Origin of the sequence: Ralstonia sp. Ralssp110, assembly GCF_047325135.1 — a bacterium.
Lineage (GTDB): Bacteria > Pseudomonadota > Gammaproteobacteria > Burkholderiales > Burkholderiaceae > Ralstonia > Ralstonia mojiangensis.
The window spans coordinates 1,184,322-1,202,457 of record NZ_CP168609.1; the positions used below are offsets into that span (position 1 = coordinate 1,184,322).

Consider the following 18,136-nt stretch of genomic DNA (forward strand, 5'->3'; position numbering starts at 1 on the left):
TCGCCACATATGGGCGCCTAATTCATCACCCTACTGACCGTGCCGGCGTTGCCGTCCACACAGATCGTCTCGCCATCTTTCAACTGGGCCCGGATGCCGGGGAGGTTCACCACGGCCGGAATCCCGAACTCCCGCGCCACGATGGCACCGTGCGAGAGATAGCCGCCGGTTTCCATGACGAGCCCGCCGGCCTTCAGAAACAGCGGCGTCCAGGCGGGGTCGGCGCTGGGGGCGACGAGGATATCGCCAGCCTGAAGCGCCGTGCCGGCAACAGCATGATCGACCAGCCTTGCTCGGCCCTGTGCCGAGCCTGCGCCCACGGCAGTGCCGCTCCAGGTATCTCCGGTGAGGGCGATGGGCATGGTGGAGGCGACCGGCGCTTCGCCATGCTCGGTGACGATGTCCGGCGCTTGCAAGACGGTCCACTCGCCTAGTTGCCGGCGGCGTTCACGCGCGCGCCGGGCGGCGAAGCGCAGCGGTAACGCGCCGGTGGCGGCGGCCACGCATTCGTCCAACGTCAGGTTGAAAATGTCTTCGGGCACATCGAGTCCTTCTTCGCCGACAAGCCTGTCAGCCAGCCTTAGCAGACCGATGCGCAGTGCTTCCAGATACGCCACCAGCGCGCTGCGCGCGGCTTCGCGCTGGTTGCTATCGCGCACGGCACTCTTGAGCATCCCCCGCACAGTCGGGCGCAGCCAGAACGGCAGGCGCGCCCACGCACGCTCAGAGGCCGCCAACTGCCGTTGCCGCATAGCTTGCGCGTCGCTGCCGATCAGGCCGACGACGAGATCGAGCAAATAGTCGGGTTGCTCGCGCCAGCGCGGGCGGCGGAAGTAGCTCTCTTCAATGGCGCGGTGCCCGTAGCGCTCCAGAAATGTGCAGAAGTGCTGGCGGAACGCGCTGTGCGCCGGCAACTGCTGCGCCCATTGCGCGCCGATGCGGTTGTCGGCGCGAAGCCAGGCGAGGGCTTCGGCATCGGCGGCGGCCGTTTGCGCCAGGGCCATTAATTCGTAGCTTTGCTGCGCGGTAACGCTGGGTTCAGCGCCGGCCATGAGCGCGGCGGCCAAGGCGTGGCCCTCGCCGGGGCACTGTTTTTCGATCACGTCGACCAGGCCCGAAACGGAGCCGCCCGCCGAGCCCTGGAGGAAGAACAGGCCATCAGCGCTGCGCGCGACGTTGAAGCGTTCACGCACGCAGGTGGCCAACTCCGCTGTTGCTTCCGGCCACGCGTCTTCACACCATTGCGCGGCTTGCTTGCGGGCGCGATTCAGATCGCTCTGTGCATGGCGGCGTGCGGCCCCGGCACTGCACAGATAGCGCACGAGCCGCACACCGCGTGCCAGCCGCTGCGGCCATGTGGCGCGCGGCAGCGCAATCTCAGGCTGCGTGCCGCCCAGCATGCGATTGATGGCCTCCGGCGCAATGCCGAATGCGTCAAACGCCTCCCACTGCATCAACGAGACATCGAGGTACACATGGCCGCCAAGCAGACTGGCACGCTCCAGCCCTGGCAACAGCGCGTAGCCTGCCAGCGAGTACGCCAGCGTCAGCATGCGGTTGGCCGCGTGGCCGTAGAGCACCCAGTCGATGGGCGACAGCGGCGCGGGAAACACCTCGCGCGTGTTGCCCCGCGTCCAGAACGTCGGCTGGGTTTGCAGGGCGGCGTAAGTCTGGCGGGCTGCCGTGGTGATCGGGCGAGCCTGCACGATCCAGAAGCGCTGCCCGTCCCAGACCCATTCGATGTCATAGCGCGGCTTCGCAAAGTTCAGCGCGCGTGCCGCGTCGCGCGCCACCGTGGCAAGGGCGATGAGTTTGGCGTCGTCCAGCACGGCGCGGCGGGCGTCTGCCGTGGCGGTGTCCGCGAGTACGGTACCGCCTTCGGCCAGCGCGCGCGTCATGCGGCGTTTGGTGCCGATCTGGCGTTCGACCACGCGCAGCGTGTCGTCCTGCGGCGCGATTTCCAGCCGGTCGACGTCGCCGTCGGCGTGGCCGCCCACCAGCGCTTCGCCCAGGCCCCAGTGCGCGTTGATGACGATGTGGTCGTCGCGGCCGGTCAGCGGGTCGCCCGTGAACGCGATGCCTGCGGCCACCGCCGGCAGCATCGGCATGATGACCACGGCCATCGCCAGGTCGGTGGTGTCGATGCCGAAGCGCTCCCGGTATGCCAGCGCCTGCGGTGCCTGCGCGGAGTCCCACACGGCGCGCACCGCTTCCGACAGCGCCTGCACGCCAATCACGTTCAGTCGCGTCTCGTGAATGCCCGCGAACGAGCGTTGCGCGGAATCTTCCTGCGGCGCGGACGAGCGCACGGCCAACGGCGTGTTCTGCCAGCCGCGCGCGGCCAGCGCTTGCGCGATGGCAGCCAGCACCGTATCGGGCACCGCATCTCCGTGCTTTCGGCTGAGGCTGGCCTCTGCGGCCAGCACGAAACCATCGGGCACCGGCACGCCGAGTCTCGCCATGCGGCCAAGTTGCCAACCCTTGCCACCCGCCACTGCGGCACCGGCCTGCGCCGCAGCTGGCCAATCGAGCACGAGCGGATTCATCACGCCTCCTTGCGGGCCATGCCGTGCAGGAACAGGTCGATGACGGCGGAGAAGCCCGCGTGCAGGTCTGTTTCGGGACGTGCCAGCCAGCGCATGAGCGCGCCGAGATACAAGTACTCGAAGAGCCCAGCGAGGTGCTCGGCATCAAGCCGGGTATCGAGTTCGCCCGAGCGCTGCGCCGCATCGATGAGCATCATGAACACCGCTTCGAGCCCGCTGCGCTTGTCGCTGTCGCGGTTGCGGGCGGCCAGGTCGGCGCTGGCAAAGCGGTAGCGGAAATACGCGGCCAGATAGGGTCGGCGCACGTTGCACCAATTGGCCGAGGCGGAAAGCAGCACCGCCAGGCGGGAGGCGAAATCCGGCTGCGCCTCGATCTGCGCACGCAATTGGGCGCCGCCAGCCGCCAGCTCGGCGTGGAACTGGTGCGCCAGCAGCGCTTCCTTGACTGGAAAGTGGTTGTACAGCGTGCCCTTGGACACATCGGCCTGCGCGGCAATCTGCTCCATCGTCACGGCGTCGTAACCGTGCTGCTCGAACAGGGAAAAGGCCGTGGCCGCCAGGTGGTCCAGCGTCTGGGTGCGCTTGCGTTCGCGGCGGCCGGCTTCGATCGGGGACGGACTGGACGACATGGTGGGCTCGCTATTATTAAACGACGTGCAATTTTATACGTCGTTTAAAAATATGTGCAAGCGGAAACCCGTCTGTAGAATCAGCCCATTCTTCCGGCAACCTTTCGACAGGACCGACCATGCCTGCACTGCGCACGCTGTATCCCCCAATCGAACCGTATGAAACCGGCATGCTCGATGTGGGCGATGGCCACACGATCTACTACGAGCGCGTCGGCACGCCCGGTGCCAAGCCGGCGGTGTTCCTGCACGGCGGGCCGGGCGGTGGTGTTTCGGCAGACCACCGCCGCGTGTTCGATCCGGCACGCTACGACGTGATGCTGTTCGACCAGCGCGGCTGCGGGCGGTCCACGCCGCACGCGGGCCTGGAGGCCAACACGACGTGGCACCTTGTGGCCGATATCGAACGCCTGCGCGCAATTGCCGGTGCGGAACGTTGGCTCGTCTTCGGCGGCTCGTGGGGCTCGACGTTGGCGCTCGCTTACGCGCAGAAGTATCCGCAGTACGTGAGCGAACTGGTGCTGCGTGGCATCTACACCGTCACGCAAGCCGAGCTGCGCTGGTATTACCAGTACGGCGTGTCAGAGATGTTCCCCGAGAAATGGGCACGTTTCCAGGCGCCCATTCCGGAGGCCGAGCGCGGTGACATGATTGCGGCCTATCGCAAAGTGCTGACCGGCAACGACACCGCCAGGCAGATCGAAGCCGCCCGCGCCTGGAGCGTGTGGGAAGGCGAGACCATCACGCTGCTGCCCGACCCGAGCAATAGCGCCAAGCACGCCGACGACCATTTCGCGCTGGCCTTCGCGCGGCTGGAGAATCACTACTTCACGCATCAGTGCTGGCTGGAAGAGGGCCAGTTGCTGCGCGAGGCGCACAGGCTGGCGGGCATTCCCGGCGTGATCGTGCATGGCCGCTACGACATGCCGTGCCCCGCGCGCTATGCGTATGCGTTGCATCAGGCGTGGCCGGATTCGGACTTCCACCTGATCGAAGGCGCCGGCCATGCGTGGTCGGAACCGGGCATTCTCGATCAACTGCTGGCCGCAACGGACCGCTTTGTCGGCAAGTAACCCATGACGGATTCCGCCGACCTGCGCTTCCTGCTCGCCATCCAGGACAACGGCAGCCTGGTGGCGACTGCACGGGCGTTGGATCTGACGCCATCCGCCGTGTCGCAGCGGCTGCAGCAGCTGGAGAAGAAGCTGGGCACACGGCTGGTCGATCGCACGGCACGCAGCCTGCGGTTTACGCAAGAGGGCGCGCTGCTGTGCGAGCGTGGAGCAGAGCTGATCCGCCAGCTCGATGCACTGTCGGAGGATTTGCACACGCGCCGTGGCGGCCTGGTTGGCACGCTCAAGGTGAATGCGCCGCTCGGGTTTGGGCGGCGCTACGTGGCGCCCGTCATCGCCGATTTTCAGCAGCAGCATCCTGATGTCGACATTGAATTGGCGCTGTCCGACGCGCCCCTTGTCGAGGCGGCGGACCGCTTTGATGTGGTGGTGCATATCGGCGCGCTGCAGGTGTCGAACCTGGTCGGCCATGCGATTGCGCCGAATGCACGCTTTGTCTGCGCTTCCCCCGCGTTGGTGAAGCGCTTCGGCACGCCGGAAACGCCCGATGACCTTGCCGCGCTGCCTTGCATCGTGCTGCGCGAGAACAAGGAAGACGTGTCGCTCTGGCACTTCAGCAAAGGTCGCACGAGCCGCAGCGTGCGCGTGCCGAGGCAGCTCATCTGCAACGACGGCGATGTCATTCGCCACTGGGCATGCGAAGGGCGTGGCGTGATCCTGCGCTCCGAATGGGATGTGGCCGATGATTTGCGCGCGGGCCGGCTGGTGCGCCTCCTGCCCGGCTGGAAAGCGCCCGACGCCAACGTGATCGCGCTTACGCACAACCGCGCCGGGTTGCCTCAACGTACGCGTCATTTCATGCAGGCGCTGCAGAATCGTTTTAAGCCGCAGCCGCCTTGGCGCGCATGATGCAGCTTCACTGAATCTTTGATTCAAATCGGCTTTACCGAAAGCCGGTGCGCGGTACCTACAATCGGCTGCATCGATCTCTACCGATTTGCAGGTGACAAGCGTGAATGCTTCCACGGTTTCTCCCGATACCCGCTATCCCAAAGCCGTCCTGTTCGATCTGCTGACCGCGCTGCTCGATTCGTGGTCGTTGTGGAACCGCGCCGCTGGCTCCGAACAGGCAGGCCGCACGTGGCGCGCCGAGTATCTGCGGCTCACGTACGGCTGCGGCACGTACGTTCCTTATGAAACGATGGTTCGGCAGGCCGCGCAGAACGTCGGCTTGCCGGCCTCCGCCCCTGAAGCGCTGGAAGCCAACTGGTTGTACCTGGCACCTTGGAGCGGCGCCGCGCAAGCGCTGGCCCAGCTCCAGCCGCACTGCAAGCTGGCCGTTGTCACCAACTGTTCGGAACGGCTGGGCCGGCAAGCCGCAGCGCTGTTGCCCGTCACGTGGGATGTTGTTGTCACGGCCGAGCAGGCTGGCGTGTACAAGCCCGATCCAAAGCCGTATCGCATGGCACTTGAACAACTTGGCGTGGACGCGGCCGACGCAGCATTTGTTGCAGGCTCCAGCTACGACATGTTTGGCACAGCGGCCGTGGGTCTGCGCACGTACTGGCATAACCGCATCGGCCTGACGCCGGTGGAGGGCGCCCGGTTGCCGGAAATCACCTCGCCCACGCTCGAAGATCTGCTGCCCTGGGCCCGCCGTTTTGCCGCATGAGGATGCAACCATGACCCTTGAGATGCACACCCTGGAAACCCTCGACACGCCTGCGGCGTTGATCGACTTGCCGCGCATGCAGCACAACATCGCCCGCATGCAGCACCGCATGAACGCGCTGGGCGTGAAATTCCGCCCGCATGTGAAGACCACCAAGTGCCTCGACGTGGTGCGCGCCCAGCTGGCGGCCGGCGCACAAGGCATCACCGTATCGACGTTGAAGGAGGCCGAGGCCTTCTTTGCCGCCGGCATCAAGGACATCCTGTACGCGGTGGGCATTGTCGCCACCAAGCTGCCGCGTGCGATGGCGCTGCGCAAGCGGGGCTGCGATCTGAAGCTCGTGGTCGACAACGCCGAGGCTGCTCGCGCGGTGGTCGACTACGCCCGCGCACACGGCGAGCGCTGTGAAGTGTGGATCGAAGTCGATACCGATGGGCACCGCTCCGGCATCACATCCGAGCAGGATGCGCTGCTGGAGGTCGGCCGCATCCTGAAAGACGGCGGCATCGACGTGGGCGGCGTGGTGACGCACGCTGGCTCCAGCTACGACCTGAACGACCGCGCCGCGCTGGCCGCATTGGCCGAGCAGGAGCGTGCCGGTTGCGTGCGCGCCGCGCAGCGCCTGCGTGATGCCGGTGTGCCGTGCGCGGCCGTGAGCATTGGCTCCACGCCCACCGCGTTGGCCACCGAGCACCTCGAAGGCGTGACGGAGGTGCGCGCGGGGGTCTACGTATTCTTCGATCTGGTCATGCACAACGTGGGCGTATGCGCGATGGACGAGATCGCGCTGAGCGTGCTGACTACCGTGATTGGCCATCAGCCCGACAAAGGCTGGGTGATTGTCGACGCCGGATGGATGGCGATGAGCCGTGACCGCGGCACCGCCAAGCAGTCGCATGACTTCGGCTATGGGCAGCCGTGCGCGCTGGACGGCACGCCGCTCGACGGGCTCATGCTGATTGGCGCGAACCAGGAGCACGGCATTCTGGCGGCCAGCGATGGCTCGGTACGCGACGACTTGGTGGCGCGATTTCCGGTCGGCACGAAGCTGCGTGTACTGCCCAACCACGCGTGCGCGACGGGTGCCCAGTTCCCGGAATACCAAGCGGTGCCGTCGCGGGGCACGGTGCAGACGTGGGCGCGGTTCCACGGCTGGTGAGCCACACACCCGGCATGCCGAAAAGCAAAAGGCCCGCAGCGTGTTCCTGCGGGCCTTTTGCTTGAATCGAATCTACCAAATGCTTCTTGCGCGGCTGAGGACGCCCAAGCCCGAGCCGCGCTTGATGGTTCCGATATGGCCGGGGAGCGAATCGGAACCCGTGCCAACAGCGACAAGGTGTCGGAATTGTAAACACGCTACCCCGTAGCGCGCTGTAGCACATTTGTTCTACAGAGCCGCACTGCACTGCCTTCGTATACTCGGATGCAACAGGCAGTTGAATCTGTCGCAGCAGCGCGAGGCGACAGCGGCCGACCACATGACATGCAACCCTCACCTTCCACACTCTGGTTGACCGGGCTGAGCGCGGCCGGTAAGACCACCTTGGCGCTGGCCGTGGCGGAGGCGCTGACGGCGCGCGGCTTGCCGTGCCGGGTGCTCGATGGCAGCGCCTTGCGTCAACAGCTCTGCTCCGATCTCGGTTTCTCCCGGACAGATCGCAGCGAAAACGCGCGACGTGTGGCGCAGTGGTGCGCACAGATGAACAACACCGGCACCTGGGCCATTGCTGCCCTGATCTCGCCGTACCGTGAAGACAGGGAGCGCGCTCGACAGATCGTGGGCGCATCGCGCTTCTTTGAGGTGTATGTCGCGACACCGCTGTCCGTGTGTGAGGCGCGTGACCCGAAGGGTTTGTATCGCAAGGCGAGAGCCGGAACGATCGCCAACCTCACCGGTATCGGCGACCCTTACGAGCCGCCGCTACATCCACAACTGACTCTGGATACCGGCGTGCAACCGGCCGAAGCATGTGTTGCGCGGGCGTTGGCCCTGCTTGGAATACACGAAGCCGTTGCGGCTTGATGTGGGGCCATGTAGCGCATTTGTTCCACAGACGAATCCAGCCCGCGTCGCTATGCTGCGACGGTTCCAAAAAAAAAAGAAAAGAGCACCGATCAAAACGGGGGAGAGCTGCGGCGCGCACTGCATAGCGGGAACAGCGGTGCGCGCCAGACAGCCATGGGCCGGGGGCGTTACGCGCTGCGCGCCAGCGGTAGCCACAGCGTAAAGCGCGTCCCGCGGGGCCCCGAGGCCCAATCGACAGCCCCATCCAACGCCTGCGCGCGGCGCTGCTGATTGCGCAGGCCATGCCCCTTGCCGTCGCGCAGGGCAGTTTCCACGTCGAACCCCTGGCCGTTGTCTTCGATGACGACGCGCACGCCGTCCGGGTCTGCTGCGGTACCCACGCGGATCTCGCTGGCGCGCGTGTGGTGCAGGATGTTCGCAATGCACTCCTGCACGATGCGCAGGATATGCAGCGCGCTGGATGGATCGAGCCATGGCAGCGTCGGCAGTTTTTGCACCTCCCACAACAGGGCGATGCCCGTGCCATCCAGGCGCGGTTCCAGGCGAAAGCGTAGCGTGGCGAGCAACAGCAGCAAGTCCGCCTCGACCGGTTCCATCGAATCAATGGTCAGCTTCAGATCGTCCAGGCAGCCTTTCAGGATGTGCGAGATATCCACCTCGCTCACGGCACCGCGCTCCACCGAGCGGATTGCGCTGATGAGCGATGCGCCCAGCCCGTCGTGCATGTCCTGCATCAGGCGCTGGCGTTCCTTGCTGATGGCGCGCTGCCGTTCGGCCTCGCGCAGTTGCTGGTGGCTGAGCTCAAGTTCGGCCTCGCGCGCTTTCAGGCGCTGTGCAAGGTTGGCGTTGGCCTGTTCGACTTCGTCGATGGCGTTGACGTAGCGCCGATACATCAGCGTGCCGAAAATGCCGAACGTGATGGCGTTGGTGTACGCGCCGAAATACCAGCCTTCCGGGCTGCTGAAATTGTTCTGCAGCAGCCAGTCCGTCACGCCAAGCAAGGTGCAGATGCCAACACCAATGGCCACCAGCACGCCTTCGTTGGAACGGCGCCAGGCGTTGGCGGCACCCACCACGCCAACGGCGGCGCCCATGAGCGCGGCAATCGGGTAGATCAACGGCGTGACCTTGGGCGTGTTGGGCAGCACGGCCAGCATGGGCAGCGTCAGCACGCCAATCGCGACAGTCGCCATGACCAGCGTGCGCGTGAACCACACGAGCGGTCGCCCATGCAGTTGGCGCAGGAAGAAGTGCACCACCAGCACAAGCCACAGCAGCGAATTGACCGTCAGCCAGGCAAACCAGTCGTTGGCAATCGGCTGCGCCACGTAGAAATGCAGTCCGCGCAGGAACGAGGTGACAGCCAGGTTGAAGAACAGCAGATAGGCGGTTTCGTGGCCGCGCCGAAACCAGACGAACAACGCGAAGATGCCGATGGCGAGGAACGCTGCACTCAACACGGCGGGCAATTCCTGCTGCAGCCACTGGCGGATGTTGTAGCGGCCCTTCAACGCGTCGATCGGGCCGAGCCACAGCGACGAGACGGCCACCTGCGTGCCTTGGGTGTGTTCCAGGCGCAGCAGAATCTCACGCACGGGCTCGTCGTCGCCCGGCTCGTCCAGCGCGACCCACAGCGGCGTACGCGTGCTGTTCCATAGCGGCCCGCGTTCCTGCGCCCGATGCACCAGCCGGCCGTTGACGTACACCGCAATCGTGCCGTCGGTCTTGATGCGCACGCCGTACAGCGCCAGCGGCCCCGATTGCACGGGCGACGCGGGTACGGCGATCCTGAGCCACGTCGTATGTACGGCACGGGACTGCGCCTTCGCGCCGGCCTGGCGCAGCAGCGCAATCGCGGGCGCATACGGCAGCGCGGCGTGCTGCCAGACGTTGGGTAGCGATGCGCTGTCGAACGTTGGCGGCGGTGCCTGGAAGCCTGACCCATCCGTCGTCTGCCAATCGGCCTGCGTCAGGTGCAGACTGTCGGCCGACGAAGGCTCGCTGCCAGCTTCTGCGTAGAACATGCCAACAATCACCAGCAACGCCAGTGAAAAGACAAACATCGCTTTGGCAAAGAGGGGCGCAGGACGGGTGCTCATGCAACGCGCGTGGGGCAACGCTCGAAGAAGTGGGCGGGCCAATATGACATGCGTTTCGACGCTGCTTGGGAACCCCCGCTCACGAGGGGCAACACCACGCGCTGGCCCCTCGGCCCCGGGGCGATGCGCTACTCGGACAGCAGTCCGAGATTCCTCGCTTCATAGATGGCTTCCGCCTTGGAGGTCACCTTCAGCTTGCTATAGATGCGCCGCACGAAGCTTCGCACCGTGAAGTGCGATAGCTCCATCAGCTTGGCGATTTCCTGTGTCGTGAAGCCCTTGGTGATGTAGTCCAGGACTTCCTTCTCGCGTGCCGAAAGCAGCGGTGCTGGCGAATTGGGTGCGGCCGGTTCAGGTTCTGAGCGCGTGGCGGTGCCGGCTGAACCTTGCTGGAAGCGCGCCAGAATCTGCCGCGCGATGATCGGGCTGATCGGGCTGCCGCCGCTTGCCAGGCTGCGGATTTCTTCGGCCATCCGGGCAGGCGAACTGTCTTTGAGCAGATAGCCCGCCGCGCCGGCCTCGATCGAGCGCATGACGTGCGTCTCGTCACCAAAGTTGGTGCTGACCATGATGCTGCAGCTCGGCCACAACTGCGCCGCCGCGCGAATCACGTCAATGCCGGAACCATCGGGCAGGCCGAGGTCGACCAGCAGCACATCAGCGGGCGGACCTTGCAGCAGGGCCAGGCCGTCAGCGCGCGACATGGCGATGCCGGCCACCCGCATGTCAGGCGCGGCCTGCACGGCGCGGCTGAGCGCGTCGCTAAAGCCGGGGTCGTCCTCGACGATGGCGACGTGGATGGGTTGCGGCTCGGAGCCGGTACGGACGGATTGCATGATGGACCGATTGTACGAGTCCCGGGCAACTGACCGTGTAGCGCATTTGCGCTACAGATGCACGTTCGTGCTGGTGGCAGTGCACGCTGGCAATGAGGTGCCGCATTATGCAAATTTCGTGATTATCGCCGCCATGCGCATGATGGGAATGTGCGCATGTTACGTAACGCGAAACGTTTTTGAGTGTCGTTGGGGCCGCTTTCCCCTGACGATTCTGACACTTTGTGTCGCCCGCATCGCCTTGTACGGCAACGTTTTCATCTGATTTAGGTGATGTTGCAACCGCGCATGGCACGCACTTTGCAGAAATGACCCCATAAAAATGGTCACCAGCCGCCGCCGGAACTGCGTCTGAGTGAGCCATCACAACGGATCGGCCCACGGGTAGCCGGTCTGGTTCAACGAGGGGAGTGGGCGATGTCACTGAGTGGCAAGTCGACGTGTGCAGAAAATCTATTCATCAAGCCAGCGCCGCGTTGGCCCGATCCGGTCGCGCCGGCAGTCGAGCCGGCCACAGTCAAGATTGCGGTGGTGGGTCTCGGCTATGTGGGTGCGCCGCTGGCCGTGGCGTTCTCGAAGCACTTTGCCGTGTCTGGCCTCGACATTGACGCCACGCGCGTCGCTGAACTGGGCGAAGGCCGTGATCGCACCAACGAACTGACCAGCAACGAGCTCCTTGAATCGGGCGCGCGCTTCACGACGGACGCCACTGTGCTCGGTCAGGCCGACGTGATTGTCGTGACGGTGCCCACGCCTGTGGACCAGGCCCGCGTGCCTGATCTGAACCCGGTCATGCAAGCGTCCGTCTCGGTGGGCAAGAACATGAAGCGCGGCGCGGTCGTGGTGTACGAAAGCACCGTCTACCCCGGCGTGACCGAAGAGATCTGCATCCCACTGCTGGAGCGCCACAGCGGCCTGAAGCATCTGAAGGATTTCCACGTCGGCTATTCGCCCGAACGCATCAACCCGGGCGACCGCGTGCACACGTTGACCACGATGACCAAGATCGTGGCTGGCGACACGCCCGAAACCCTCCAGGCGCTTGTGAGCCTGTACGGCGCCGTCACGCAGGTGCATCCCGCCAAAAGCATCAAGGTGGCCGAGGCTGCCAAGGTGCTGGAGAACACGCAGCGCGACGTGAACATCGCGCTGATGAACGAGGTGTCGCAACTGCTGGCCGCGCTTGGTGTGGATACGCACGACGTGCTGGCCGCTGCGCGCAGCAAGTGGAACTTCCTGGACTTCCGCCCCGGGCTGGTGGGCGGGCACTGCATCTCGGTTGATCCGTATTACCTCACGCACAAGGCGGCGTCGTGCGGCTTCAACGCAAGCCTCATCCTGGCCGCGCGCGAGACGAACGACAGCATGTCGCAGTTCGTGGTCGACCAGCTCATGCGTCGCATGACGCAGTGCCATCTGCTCGGGCCGCACACGCTCGTCACCATCCTGGGCACCACGTTCAAGGAAGACGTGCCGGACATCCGCAACTCCAAGGTGGCCGATATCGTGAAGAAGCTTGGCGCGCTGGGCATCCGTACACAGGTGATCGACCCGTTTGCGGACAGCAACGAAGTGGCGCACGAGTACGGCTTCCGCCTCACGAAGCTGGCCGATGCCAAGTCCGCCGACGCCATCGTGCTGGCCGTGCCGCACTCGGAGTACCGCGAGGGCGGCTGGGCACTGGTGGAGTCGCTCGCCAGACCGGGCTCGCCATTCGTGGTGAGCGATCTCAAGGCGGTGCTGGATCGGGATACCTGCCCGGACCGGGCTGTGCTTTGGCGGCCTTGAGCTTCGCGCAGGCCTGATCCTCGCCGCTTTCGTTTCTTCTGTTCCTCCGTTTTCTCTATCGCCCTGGCTTCTTCATGGACGCTTATCTGTTGCTGACGCTTTCGCTCGGCTGGGTGCTGTCTGCCCTGCTGTACGTGATCCCGCTGTTGTGCGTGATTGTCTGGCGCAAGGAGACCTTCCTTGCGAAGGACTACACCGTGCAGCGCCGCGTGTCGGTGCTGCTGCCTTGCTTCAATGAAGGCCCGCACGCGTATGACACGATCAAGAGCATCAGCGAGTCGAACTATCCGGCAGAGTTGCTGGAGATCGTTGCGGTGGATGACCATTCCACCGACGACAGCTGGGAATGGATCCAGAAAGCGCAGCACGACTTCTCGGGTGCGGTCAGGATCGCCGCGTATCGCCAGCCCGTGAACAAGGGCAAGTACGAAGCCTTGAACCGGGCGGCCAACATTGCCACCAGCGCAGATATCTTCATCTGCATCGACAGCGATTGCACCTTCCATCCAGATGCGGTGTGCGAACTGGTAGCGTCGTTTGCTTCGGACAAGATCGCGGCCGTGGGCGGGCACGTGCGCGTGAGCAACGTGAACGAGAACCTCGTCACCAAGACGCAGGCCACGGTGTACTTCTACGCCTACAAGGTGATGAAGATGTTCCAGAACCGCCTGCGCAATGTCACGTGCATCAGCGGTTGCCTGTTTGCTATCCGCCGCGATGCGTTTTTCGAGATCGAAGAAGACGTGAAGACGTGCAACTTCCTCGGCGCCAAGTTCTCTGCGGGTGAAGACCGCTATATGACGCACCTGCTGATGCTGCGCGGTTATCAGACTGCGGTGAACCTCGACGCTATTTGCTGGACCGAGGTACCGACCACTTTCCGCAAGTTCTTCACGCAGCAGTGGCGCTGGCGCCGCAGCGGCACGCAGGACTACCTTCTCACGTTGCGCACGTTGGGCCGGCACGCGCGCAATGTCCATCCGCTCTCGGCCATGAACCTGATCCTGCCAGAGACGGTGAACTACTTGATGCTGTTCACATTCATCTTCGCCATCGCGTCGGGCAACGCGCTTGAGTGGATCGTGTCGCACCAGGTGTTCACGTACACGGTGTTCGCGCCGTTCCTGTTTGGCGTGCATTTCTGGGCCAAGCGTTGCGCGCCCGATCAGGCCGTGAAGGGCGGGCCGCTGCCGCTGTTGCCGTTCATTGCGGCATGGGCGCTGGCGGGCACAGTCACGTGCGCAATGATGGCCATCTTCACGATGGACTCAAGCAGCTGGGGTACGCGCGTATCCAAGAAACCGGAGGAATCCGCAGGCACCGCAGAGGACGGCGCTGAACTTGAAGGCATGCAGCCACAACAAGGCTGACACACACAAAAAAACAAATCGAACGTGCCGGGTCCACAAGATGAATACGCGGAGACGGCCGGGGGAGCTCAGACATGGTTCGTCGTTCTATGCGCTGGACGGGCGCAGTGTTTCTTACGTGCGCGGCTTTGCCGATGCTTGCGGTGGCGGGCGAGGCCGATCTGTTCTGCGAGCTGTCGGGCGTGCAGGCCGACGCGGAATCGAAGGTGCTCGACGCACCGTACGCTTTTGTCAATGTGGGCAATCCGTCCATCTCCAACAAGGTCGTGTCGGCGGGTGTGAGCAAGAGCCTGTCGCAGGCCCGGCGCGCGGGTCTGGTCCAGGAACGCGCGGCGGCCGAGTGCGAGGCCTATCGCTCAGGTCTGGCGCTCAAGGAGTCGGTGGAAGGCGTGCCCGCCAAGATCGAGCTGCATTCGTTGGCGGAGCGGAAACTGGGTTTGGAGCACGCGCTGCAGGCCGCCGAGCGCAACCTCGCTACCGAGCAGGCCCTGCTAGCGAGCAATGACGCCACGCTGGCCGATCTCACGGCGGCGCTGCGCCTGCGCGACGGCATTGCGATGGATCTGGCCGCACTGCGCCAACGTCAGGCCGAACTGTCCACGGCCGCCGACCCCGCTCAACGCCCGCTGAGCGAACTCGTGAGTCAGAACGCCACCGCCCAGGCGCGCGCTGCTCAACTGGCTTCGCGCGCGAGCGCCACGCTCGGCTGGGACGTCACCATCCTGGCGGGCATGCGCCACGATTTCACATCGGGTTCACAGTCGCCGTTCATCGGGCTCACTGCGTCGCGCAGTTTCGGCTATGACGCCTCCGTGCGGGCGTCGAACCGGGTGGGCGAACTGACTGCCAAGCTCGTCGGCGAACAGCGCGACGGTGCATATCAGCAAGTCCTGCGCATGAGGCAGTCGCTCGAAGGCGCGCTGAGCGCCGAAACCCTGCGTCAAGGCAGCTTGGCGCAACGCAACTCGGCCATCCAAACGATGATCGAACGCGCCCAAGGCGTGGACACCAATGCCGCGCGCCGCCTGCTGCGCAACATGTCGGTGGAGAGTCTGACCACCTCGGCCGAGCTGGCCGCCAGCAACGCGCGCATCCAGGACATCGGCACGTGGCTCAAGGCCAATCCGACCAACTGATTTCGAACTCATCAACCTGCGGGGCACCTCCATGATTGCCGCCTTCTCCAACTACTTTCAGTCGAAGATGCTCGTCGTCTATCGGTTAGCGTCCTTCTTTGTGCTGATCGCCATCATTGGCGGTATCTTTGGCTACATCGCGCTGCTCTTCTTCTACCTGCAGAGCAACAACTGGGGCGCGCCGCTCGTGATCTCGCCCGCGCAGGAGCGCGTGCTGTCGTATCAGCCGCAGGTGGCGCAACTGCGCGCGCAGCTCGACAAGCAACGCACAGATTTGGTGGACCTCACCGCGCAGCTCGCCGTCAAGCAAGAGGGGTTGCAAGCGCTTGACGCGCTGATCGCGCGCACCACCGAGGCGCAACAGCGCCAGATTCAGAACATGTCGCATGTGTCGAAAAACCTCAGCCGGCTGGTCAGCCTCAAGTCGGGTGACATTGCCGACAGCGAGCGCGCGCACGCGCAGCTCAAAGGCATGATGGCTTCGACCGATGCAGAGATGCGCGCGGGCCTCATCTCCAAGGAAGACGCGGCCGCGCGCATGGTGACGCTGCAATCGTCGGCAAATGCTTTGACGGACTCCAAGATCGCCGCGATGCAGGTGGGCGTGAACTCCACGCAGAGCCGCGCGGTGATGTCCACGCTGGGCGGCGCGGCGGACGACCTGCAAACCATGACCACGCTGGCGCAGACGCAGCAGATGATCTTCTCGCGTATGCAGCTCAAGGCCGAAATCGATTCGGCACAGGGGAACCTGGGCGTGCTGCGCGCGGGCATTAAGGAGTCGGAGCGCATCCTCGCGGTGGCTATGCGCTCGCCGTACTACAAGGCGCTCACACAGCCGGTGTCGGTGGCCTTCGTGCCGTACGAAAACATGGAACGCGCCAAGGCGGGCGAGCCGGTCTATGACTGCATCCTGCAGATCTTCCTGTGCAAGCAGGTCGGCAAGGTGGCCGCCACTTACGATGCCGAGGAATATGCAAAACATCCGCTGTTCCGTTACGACCTGAAAGGCAAGCTGGTCGAGGTGAACTTCACCGATCCGGCTTCGAGCACCAGCCGCGTCGTCTTCTTCGGGCGCAAGCCGCTTTTGCTGTGAGGCGCGCCATGTTCCGTCGACTGGTTTGTCTGCTCGCGAGCCTGACGTGTGCATGCACGGTAGCAACGGCGCGGGAGATCACGTTCTCTGGTCAGCAATGGGTGGTACGTTCATCCGGCGGCCAGTTGAGCGGGCCCGGTCCAAACGTGTTCTCGGACGGGCCGGATGCGGTGCACGTTGATGCGCAAGGGCGTTTGCGCATGGCCATCGTCAAGGCAGGGCAGGGCTGGCACAGCGCCGAAGTCACGCTCTCGCGCCCGCTGGGCTACGGCACCTACGAGCTTGAAGTGGAAACCGATCCATTCGGCATGGACCGCCAGGCCGTCTTCGGTTTCTTCACCTATAGCAGCGCACCGGAACAGGCGCACCGCGAGCTGGATGTGGAGCTGTCGTACTGGGCGCGGCCAGACGAGCCGAATAACGCGCAGTTTGTCGTGCAGCCGTCCGGTACGCCAGACACGCTGCGCCGCTTCGAGGTCAACCAGGGGCACGTGACGTATCGCATCCGCTGGGAGCACGGCCTGGCCGAGTTCAGCGCTACGGCGGCCGACGGCGCCGTGTTGCAGCACTGGTCTCGCACAGCGGGCGTGCCCGATGCGGGCGACGCGCGCCTCCAGTTGAACCTGTGGCTGTTTCGGGGCAAGCCGCCGCAGAACGGGCAACCGGTGGAATTCGTGATGCGGGCGTTTCGCTTTACGCCCGGTGCCCGGTCGCCTAGTGGATTGCAGCGGTGATGGCACCCCAGAAGCTCGTGTCTTCCGCACCCAGCACCCACATCGATACGCCGGCCAGGTTCAGCGTGTTGGCCATGGCGGCCTTGGTCTGCAAGCCTTGCGCGGTCTCGTACCAGACCTCGTGCGCGCTCCCATCGGTGGCGGTGTAGTTGAAATGAGCGGACTGCGTGGCGGCGTCCCATTGGGCCGTAGCGCCGGTCGTGGCAATCAACGTGGGGATGTCTTTGAAGGCGACCGAGGTGCCGGTGTTCCGCGTGCGATTCCAGTCGTAGCCGTAGGCCGGCAGGCCCAGTAGCAACTTGGTCGACGGCACGAGGCTCGCGGCGTACTGCAGCGCTGCGAGCATCCAGTCGCTGCCAGCCACCGGGCCGGGCTGGCCACTGGGGATGTGCTCGTCGTAGGTCATCACCTGGATGAAGTCGGCGCTCTGGCCGAGGGCGGCGTAGTCGTAGGGCCACGTCCACGTGTTGCCGATCACGTCTGCGCTCTTGGCCGGCAGGCTGAGCATCAGCGTGGAATGGTTGGCATGCAGTTGCGCCGCCAGATCGACGACGAAGCTGGTGTAGGCGTCGCGATCGGTGGTGTACAGGCCCTCGAAGTCGAGGTTGATACCGGCCAGGTTCTGCGTCTTGGCCAGCGTAACGATGTTCTGCAACGTCGTCGCGCGATTGGTGACGAGCGCGCCGTGCGCAATGACCGGATCGAAATCGGTGCCGAAATTCGTGATACACGCGTATGAAAGCTTGCCCGCCGCTTGGTTACCGGAGAGCAGTGCTGTTGGGAGCGTGCCGTTCAAACTACCGTTTGCATCGGCGCGGATCACATCCACCGAGATGGCAGTGACGGGCGTGGCCGCACTCATGGCCGATGCCATCGACGTTGTGCTGCCCAATGCGTAGCCCAGCAGCACCTTGGGCGCGGCCGCGGCGGTCTTGGTGGACGTCGTGGGGGTGTTCGTCTGCACAGCGGCGCCCGAGTCGGATGCGCCGTCGCCGCCACCGCATCCCGAAAGCATGAGGGCGACACACGCTGCGCCAATCAGATCGAAAACTTTCATGTGGAAACCCCGTTCGTCTTTATGTTCTCCCGGGGTTTATCGGTCCGGCTTCTGGAACCTTGAGACGTCAACGT

General features: G+C 64.5%; 15 protein-coding genes. 10 read left to right on the forward strand and 5 right to left on the reverse strand.

Features of this window, described 5'->3' with window-relative positions:
• Nucleotides 1-17 precede the first annotated feature (17 nt).
• Complete coding sequence (locus tag ACEN9T_RS06005) at nucleotides 18-2,546, reverse strand: PEP/pyruvate-binding domain-containing protein (RefSeq protein ID WP_413705790.1); 2,529 nt, start codon at nucleotides 2,544-2,546, stop codon at nucleotides 18-20.
• Complete coding sequence (locus ACEN9T_RS06010; protein WP_413705791.1) at nucleotides 2,546-3,175, reverse strand: TetR/AcrR family transcriptional regulator; 630 nt, start codon at nucleotides 3,173-3,175, stop codon at nucleotides 2,546-2,548. Before ACEN9T_RS06010 ends, ACEN9T_RS06005 begins: the two co-directional genes overlap by 1 nt.
• A gap of 119 nt (nucleotides 3,176-3,294) precedes the next feature.
• Here ACEN9T_RS06010 and pip point away from each other — a divergent pair, with 119 nt between their 5' ends.
• From pip to cysC, 5 genes are all read left to right on the forward strand, one after another.
• On the forward strand, nucleotides 3,295-4,248 hold the full coding sequence (gene pip / locus ACEN9T_RS06015) for a prolyl aminopeptidase (RefSeq protein WP_092970793.1): 954 nt from the start codon (nucleotides 3,295-3,297) through the stop codon (nucleotides 4,246-4,248).
• Nucleotides 4,249-4,251: 3 nt separating this feature from the next.
• Complete coding sequence (locus ACEN9T_RS06020; protein WP_413705792.1) at nucleotides 4,252-5,157, forward strand: LysR family transcriptional regulator; 906 nt, start codon at nucleotides 4,252-4,254, stop codon at nucleotides 5,155-5,157.
• A gap of 94 nt (nucleotides 5,158-5,251) precedes the next feature.
• Nucleotides 5,252-5,920 carry an HAD-IA family hydrolase gene (locus tag ACEN9T_RS06025; RefSeq protein WP_413705793.1) on the forward strand — a complete coding sequence of 223 codons (669 nt, stop codon included), beginning with the start codon at nucleotides 5,252-5,254 and terminating at the stop codon, nucleotides 5,918-5,920.
• A 10-nt stretch (nucleotides 5,921-5,930) separates the two neighbouring features.
• Complete coding sequence (locus tag ACEN9T_RS06030) at nucleotides 5,931-7,079, forward strand: DSD1 family PLP-dependent enzyme (protein WP_413705794.1); 1,149 nt, start codon at nucleotides 5,931-5,933, stop codon at nucleotides 7,077-7,079.
• A gap of 324 nt (nucleotides 7,080-7,403) precedes the next feature.
• The gene (gene cysC / locus ACEN9T_RS06035) at nucleotides 7,404-7,943 is read left to right on the forward strand and encodes an adenylyl-sulfate kinase (RefSeq protein WP_413705795.1); all 540 of its coding nucleotides are present in this window, start codon (nucleotides 7,404-7,406) and stop codon (nucleotides 7,941-7,943) included.
• A 170-nt stretch (nucleotides 7,944-8,113) separates the two neighbouring features.
• Here cysC and ACEN9T_RS06040 read toward each other — a convergent pair whose 3' ends face one another.
• Together ACEN9T_RS06040 and ACEN9T_RS06045 are read right to left on the reverse strand one after the other, a co-directional pair.
• Nucleotides 8,114-10,045, reverse strand: coding sequence for a sensor histidine kinase (locus ACEN9T_RS06040; RefSeq protein ID WP_413705796.1), 1,932 nt, complete (start codon nucleotides 10,043-10,045; stop codon nucleotides 8,114-8,116).
• A gap of 128 nt (nucleotides 10,046-10,173) precedes the next feature.
• On the reverse strand, nucleotides 10,174-10,881 hold the full coding sequence (locus ACEN9T_RS06045) for a response regulator transcription factor (RefSeq protein WP_092970788.1): 708 nt from the start codon (nucleotides 10,879-10,881) through the stop codon (nucleotides 10,174-10,176).
• Nucleotides 10,882-11,298: 417 nt separating this feature from the next.
• On the opposite strand from ACEN9T_RS06045, the gene ACEN9T_RS06050 reads away from it, so the two are divergent.
• The 5 genes from ACEN9T_RS06050 (at nucleotide 11,299) to ACEN9T_RS06070 (ending at nucleotide 17,005) form a co-directional block, all read left to right on the forward strand.
• Nucleotides 11,299-12,669, forward strand: coding sequence for a nucleotide sugar dehydrogenase (locus ACEN9T_RS06050; RefSeq protein WP_092970786.1), 1,371 nt, complete (start codon nucleotides 11,299-11,301; stop codon nucleotides 12,667-12,669).
• Between the two features lie 74 nt (nucleotides 12,670-12,743).
• Nucleotides 12,744-14,039: a glycosyltransferase gene (locus ACEN9T_RS06055; protein WP_092970785.1), complete on the forward strand. Its 1,296-nt coding sequence runs from the start codon at nucleotides 12,744-12,746 to the stop codon at nucleotides 14,037-14,039.
• A gap of 74 nt (nucleotides 14,040-14,113) precedes the next feature.
• A complete protein-coding gene (locus ACEN9T_RS06060; RefSeq protein ID WP_413705797.1) occupies nucleotides 14,114-15,175 on the forward strand; it encodes a hypothetical protein in 1,062 nt (353 codons plus the stop codon).
• Between the two features lie 31 nt (nucleotides 15,176-15,206).
• Nucleotides 15,207-16,271, forward strand: coding sequence for a hypothetical protein (locus ACEN9T_RS06065; RefSeq protein ID WP_092970783.1), 1,065 nt, complete (start codon nucleotides 15,207-15,209; stop codon nucleotides 16,269-16,271).
• Between the two features lie 8 nt (nucleotides 16,272-16,279).
• Nucleotides 16,280-17,005 (forward strand): glycoside hydrolase family 16 protein, encoded by a 726-nt coding sequence (locus ACEN9T_RS06070; protein WP_413705798.1) that lies wholly within the window; start codon nucleotides 16,280-16,282, stop codon nucleotides 17,003-17,005.
• Here ACEN9T_RS06070 and ACEN9T_RS06075 read toward each other — a convergent pair.
• Nucleotides 16,986-18,062 carry a glycosyl hydrolase family 18 protein gene (locus ACEN9T_RS06075; protein ID WP_413705799.1) on the reverse strand — a complete coding sequence of 359 codons (1,077 nt, stop codon included), beginning with the start codon at nucleotides 18,060-18,062 and terminating at the stop codon, nucleotides 16,986-16,988. The two genes, ACEN9T_RS06070 and ACEN9T_RS06075, sit on opposite strands and share 20 nt — an antisense overlap.
• Between the last annotated feature and the right edge of the window lie 74 nt (nucleotides 18,063-18,136).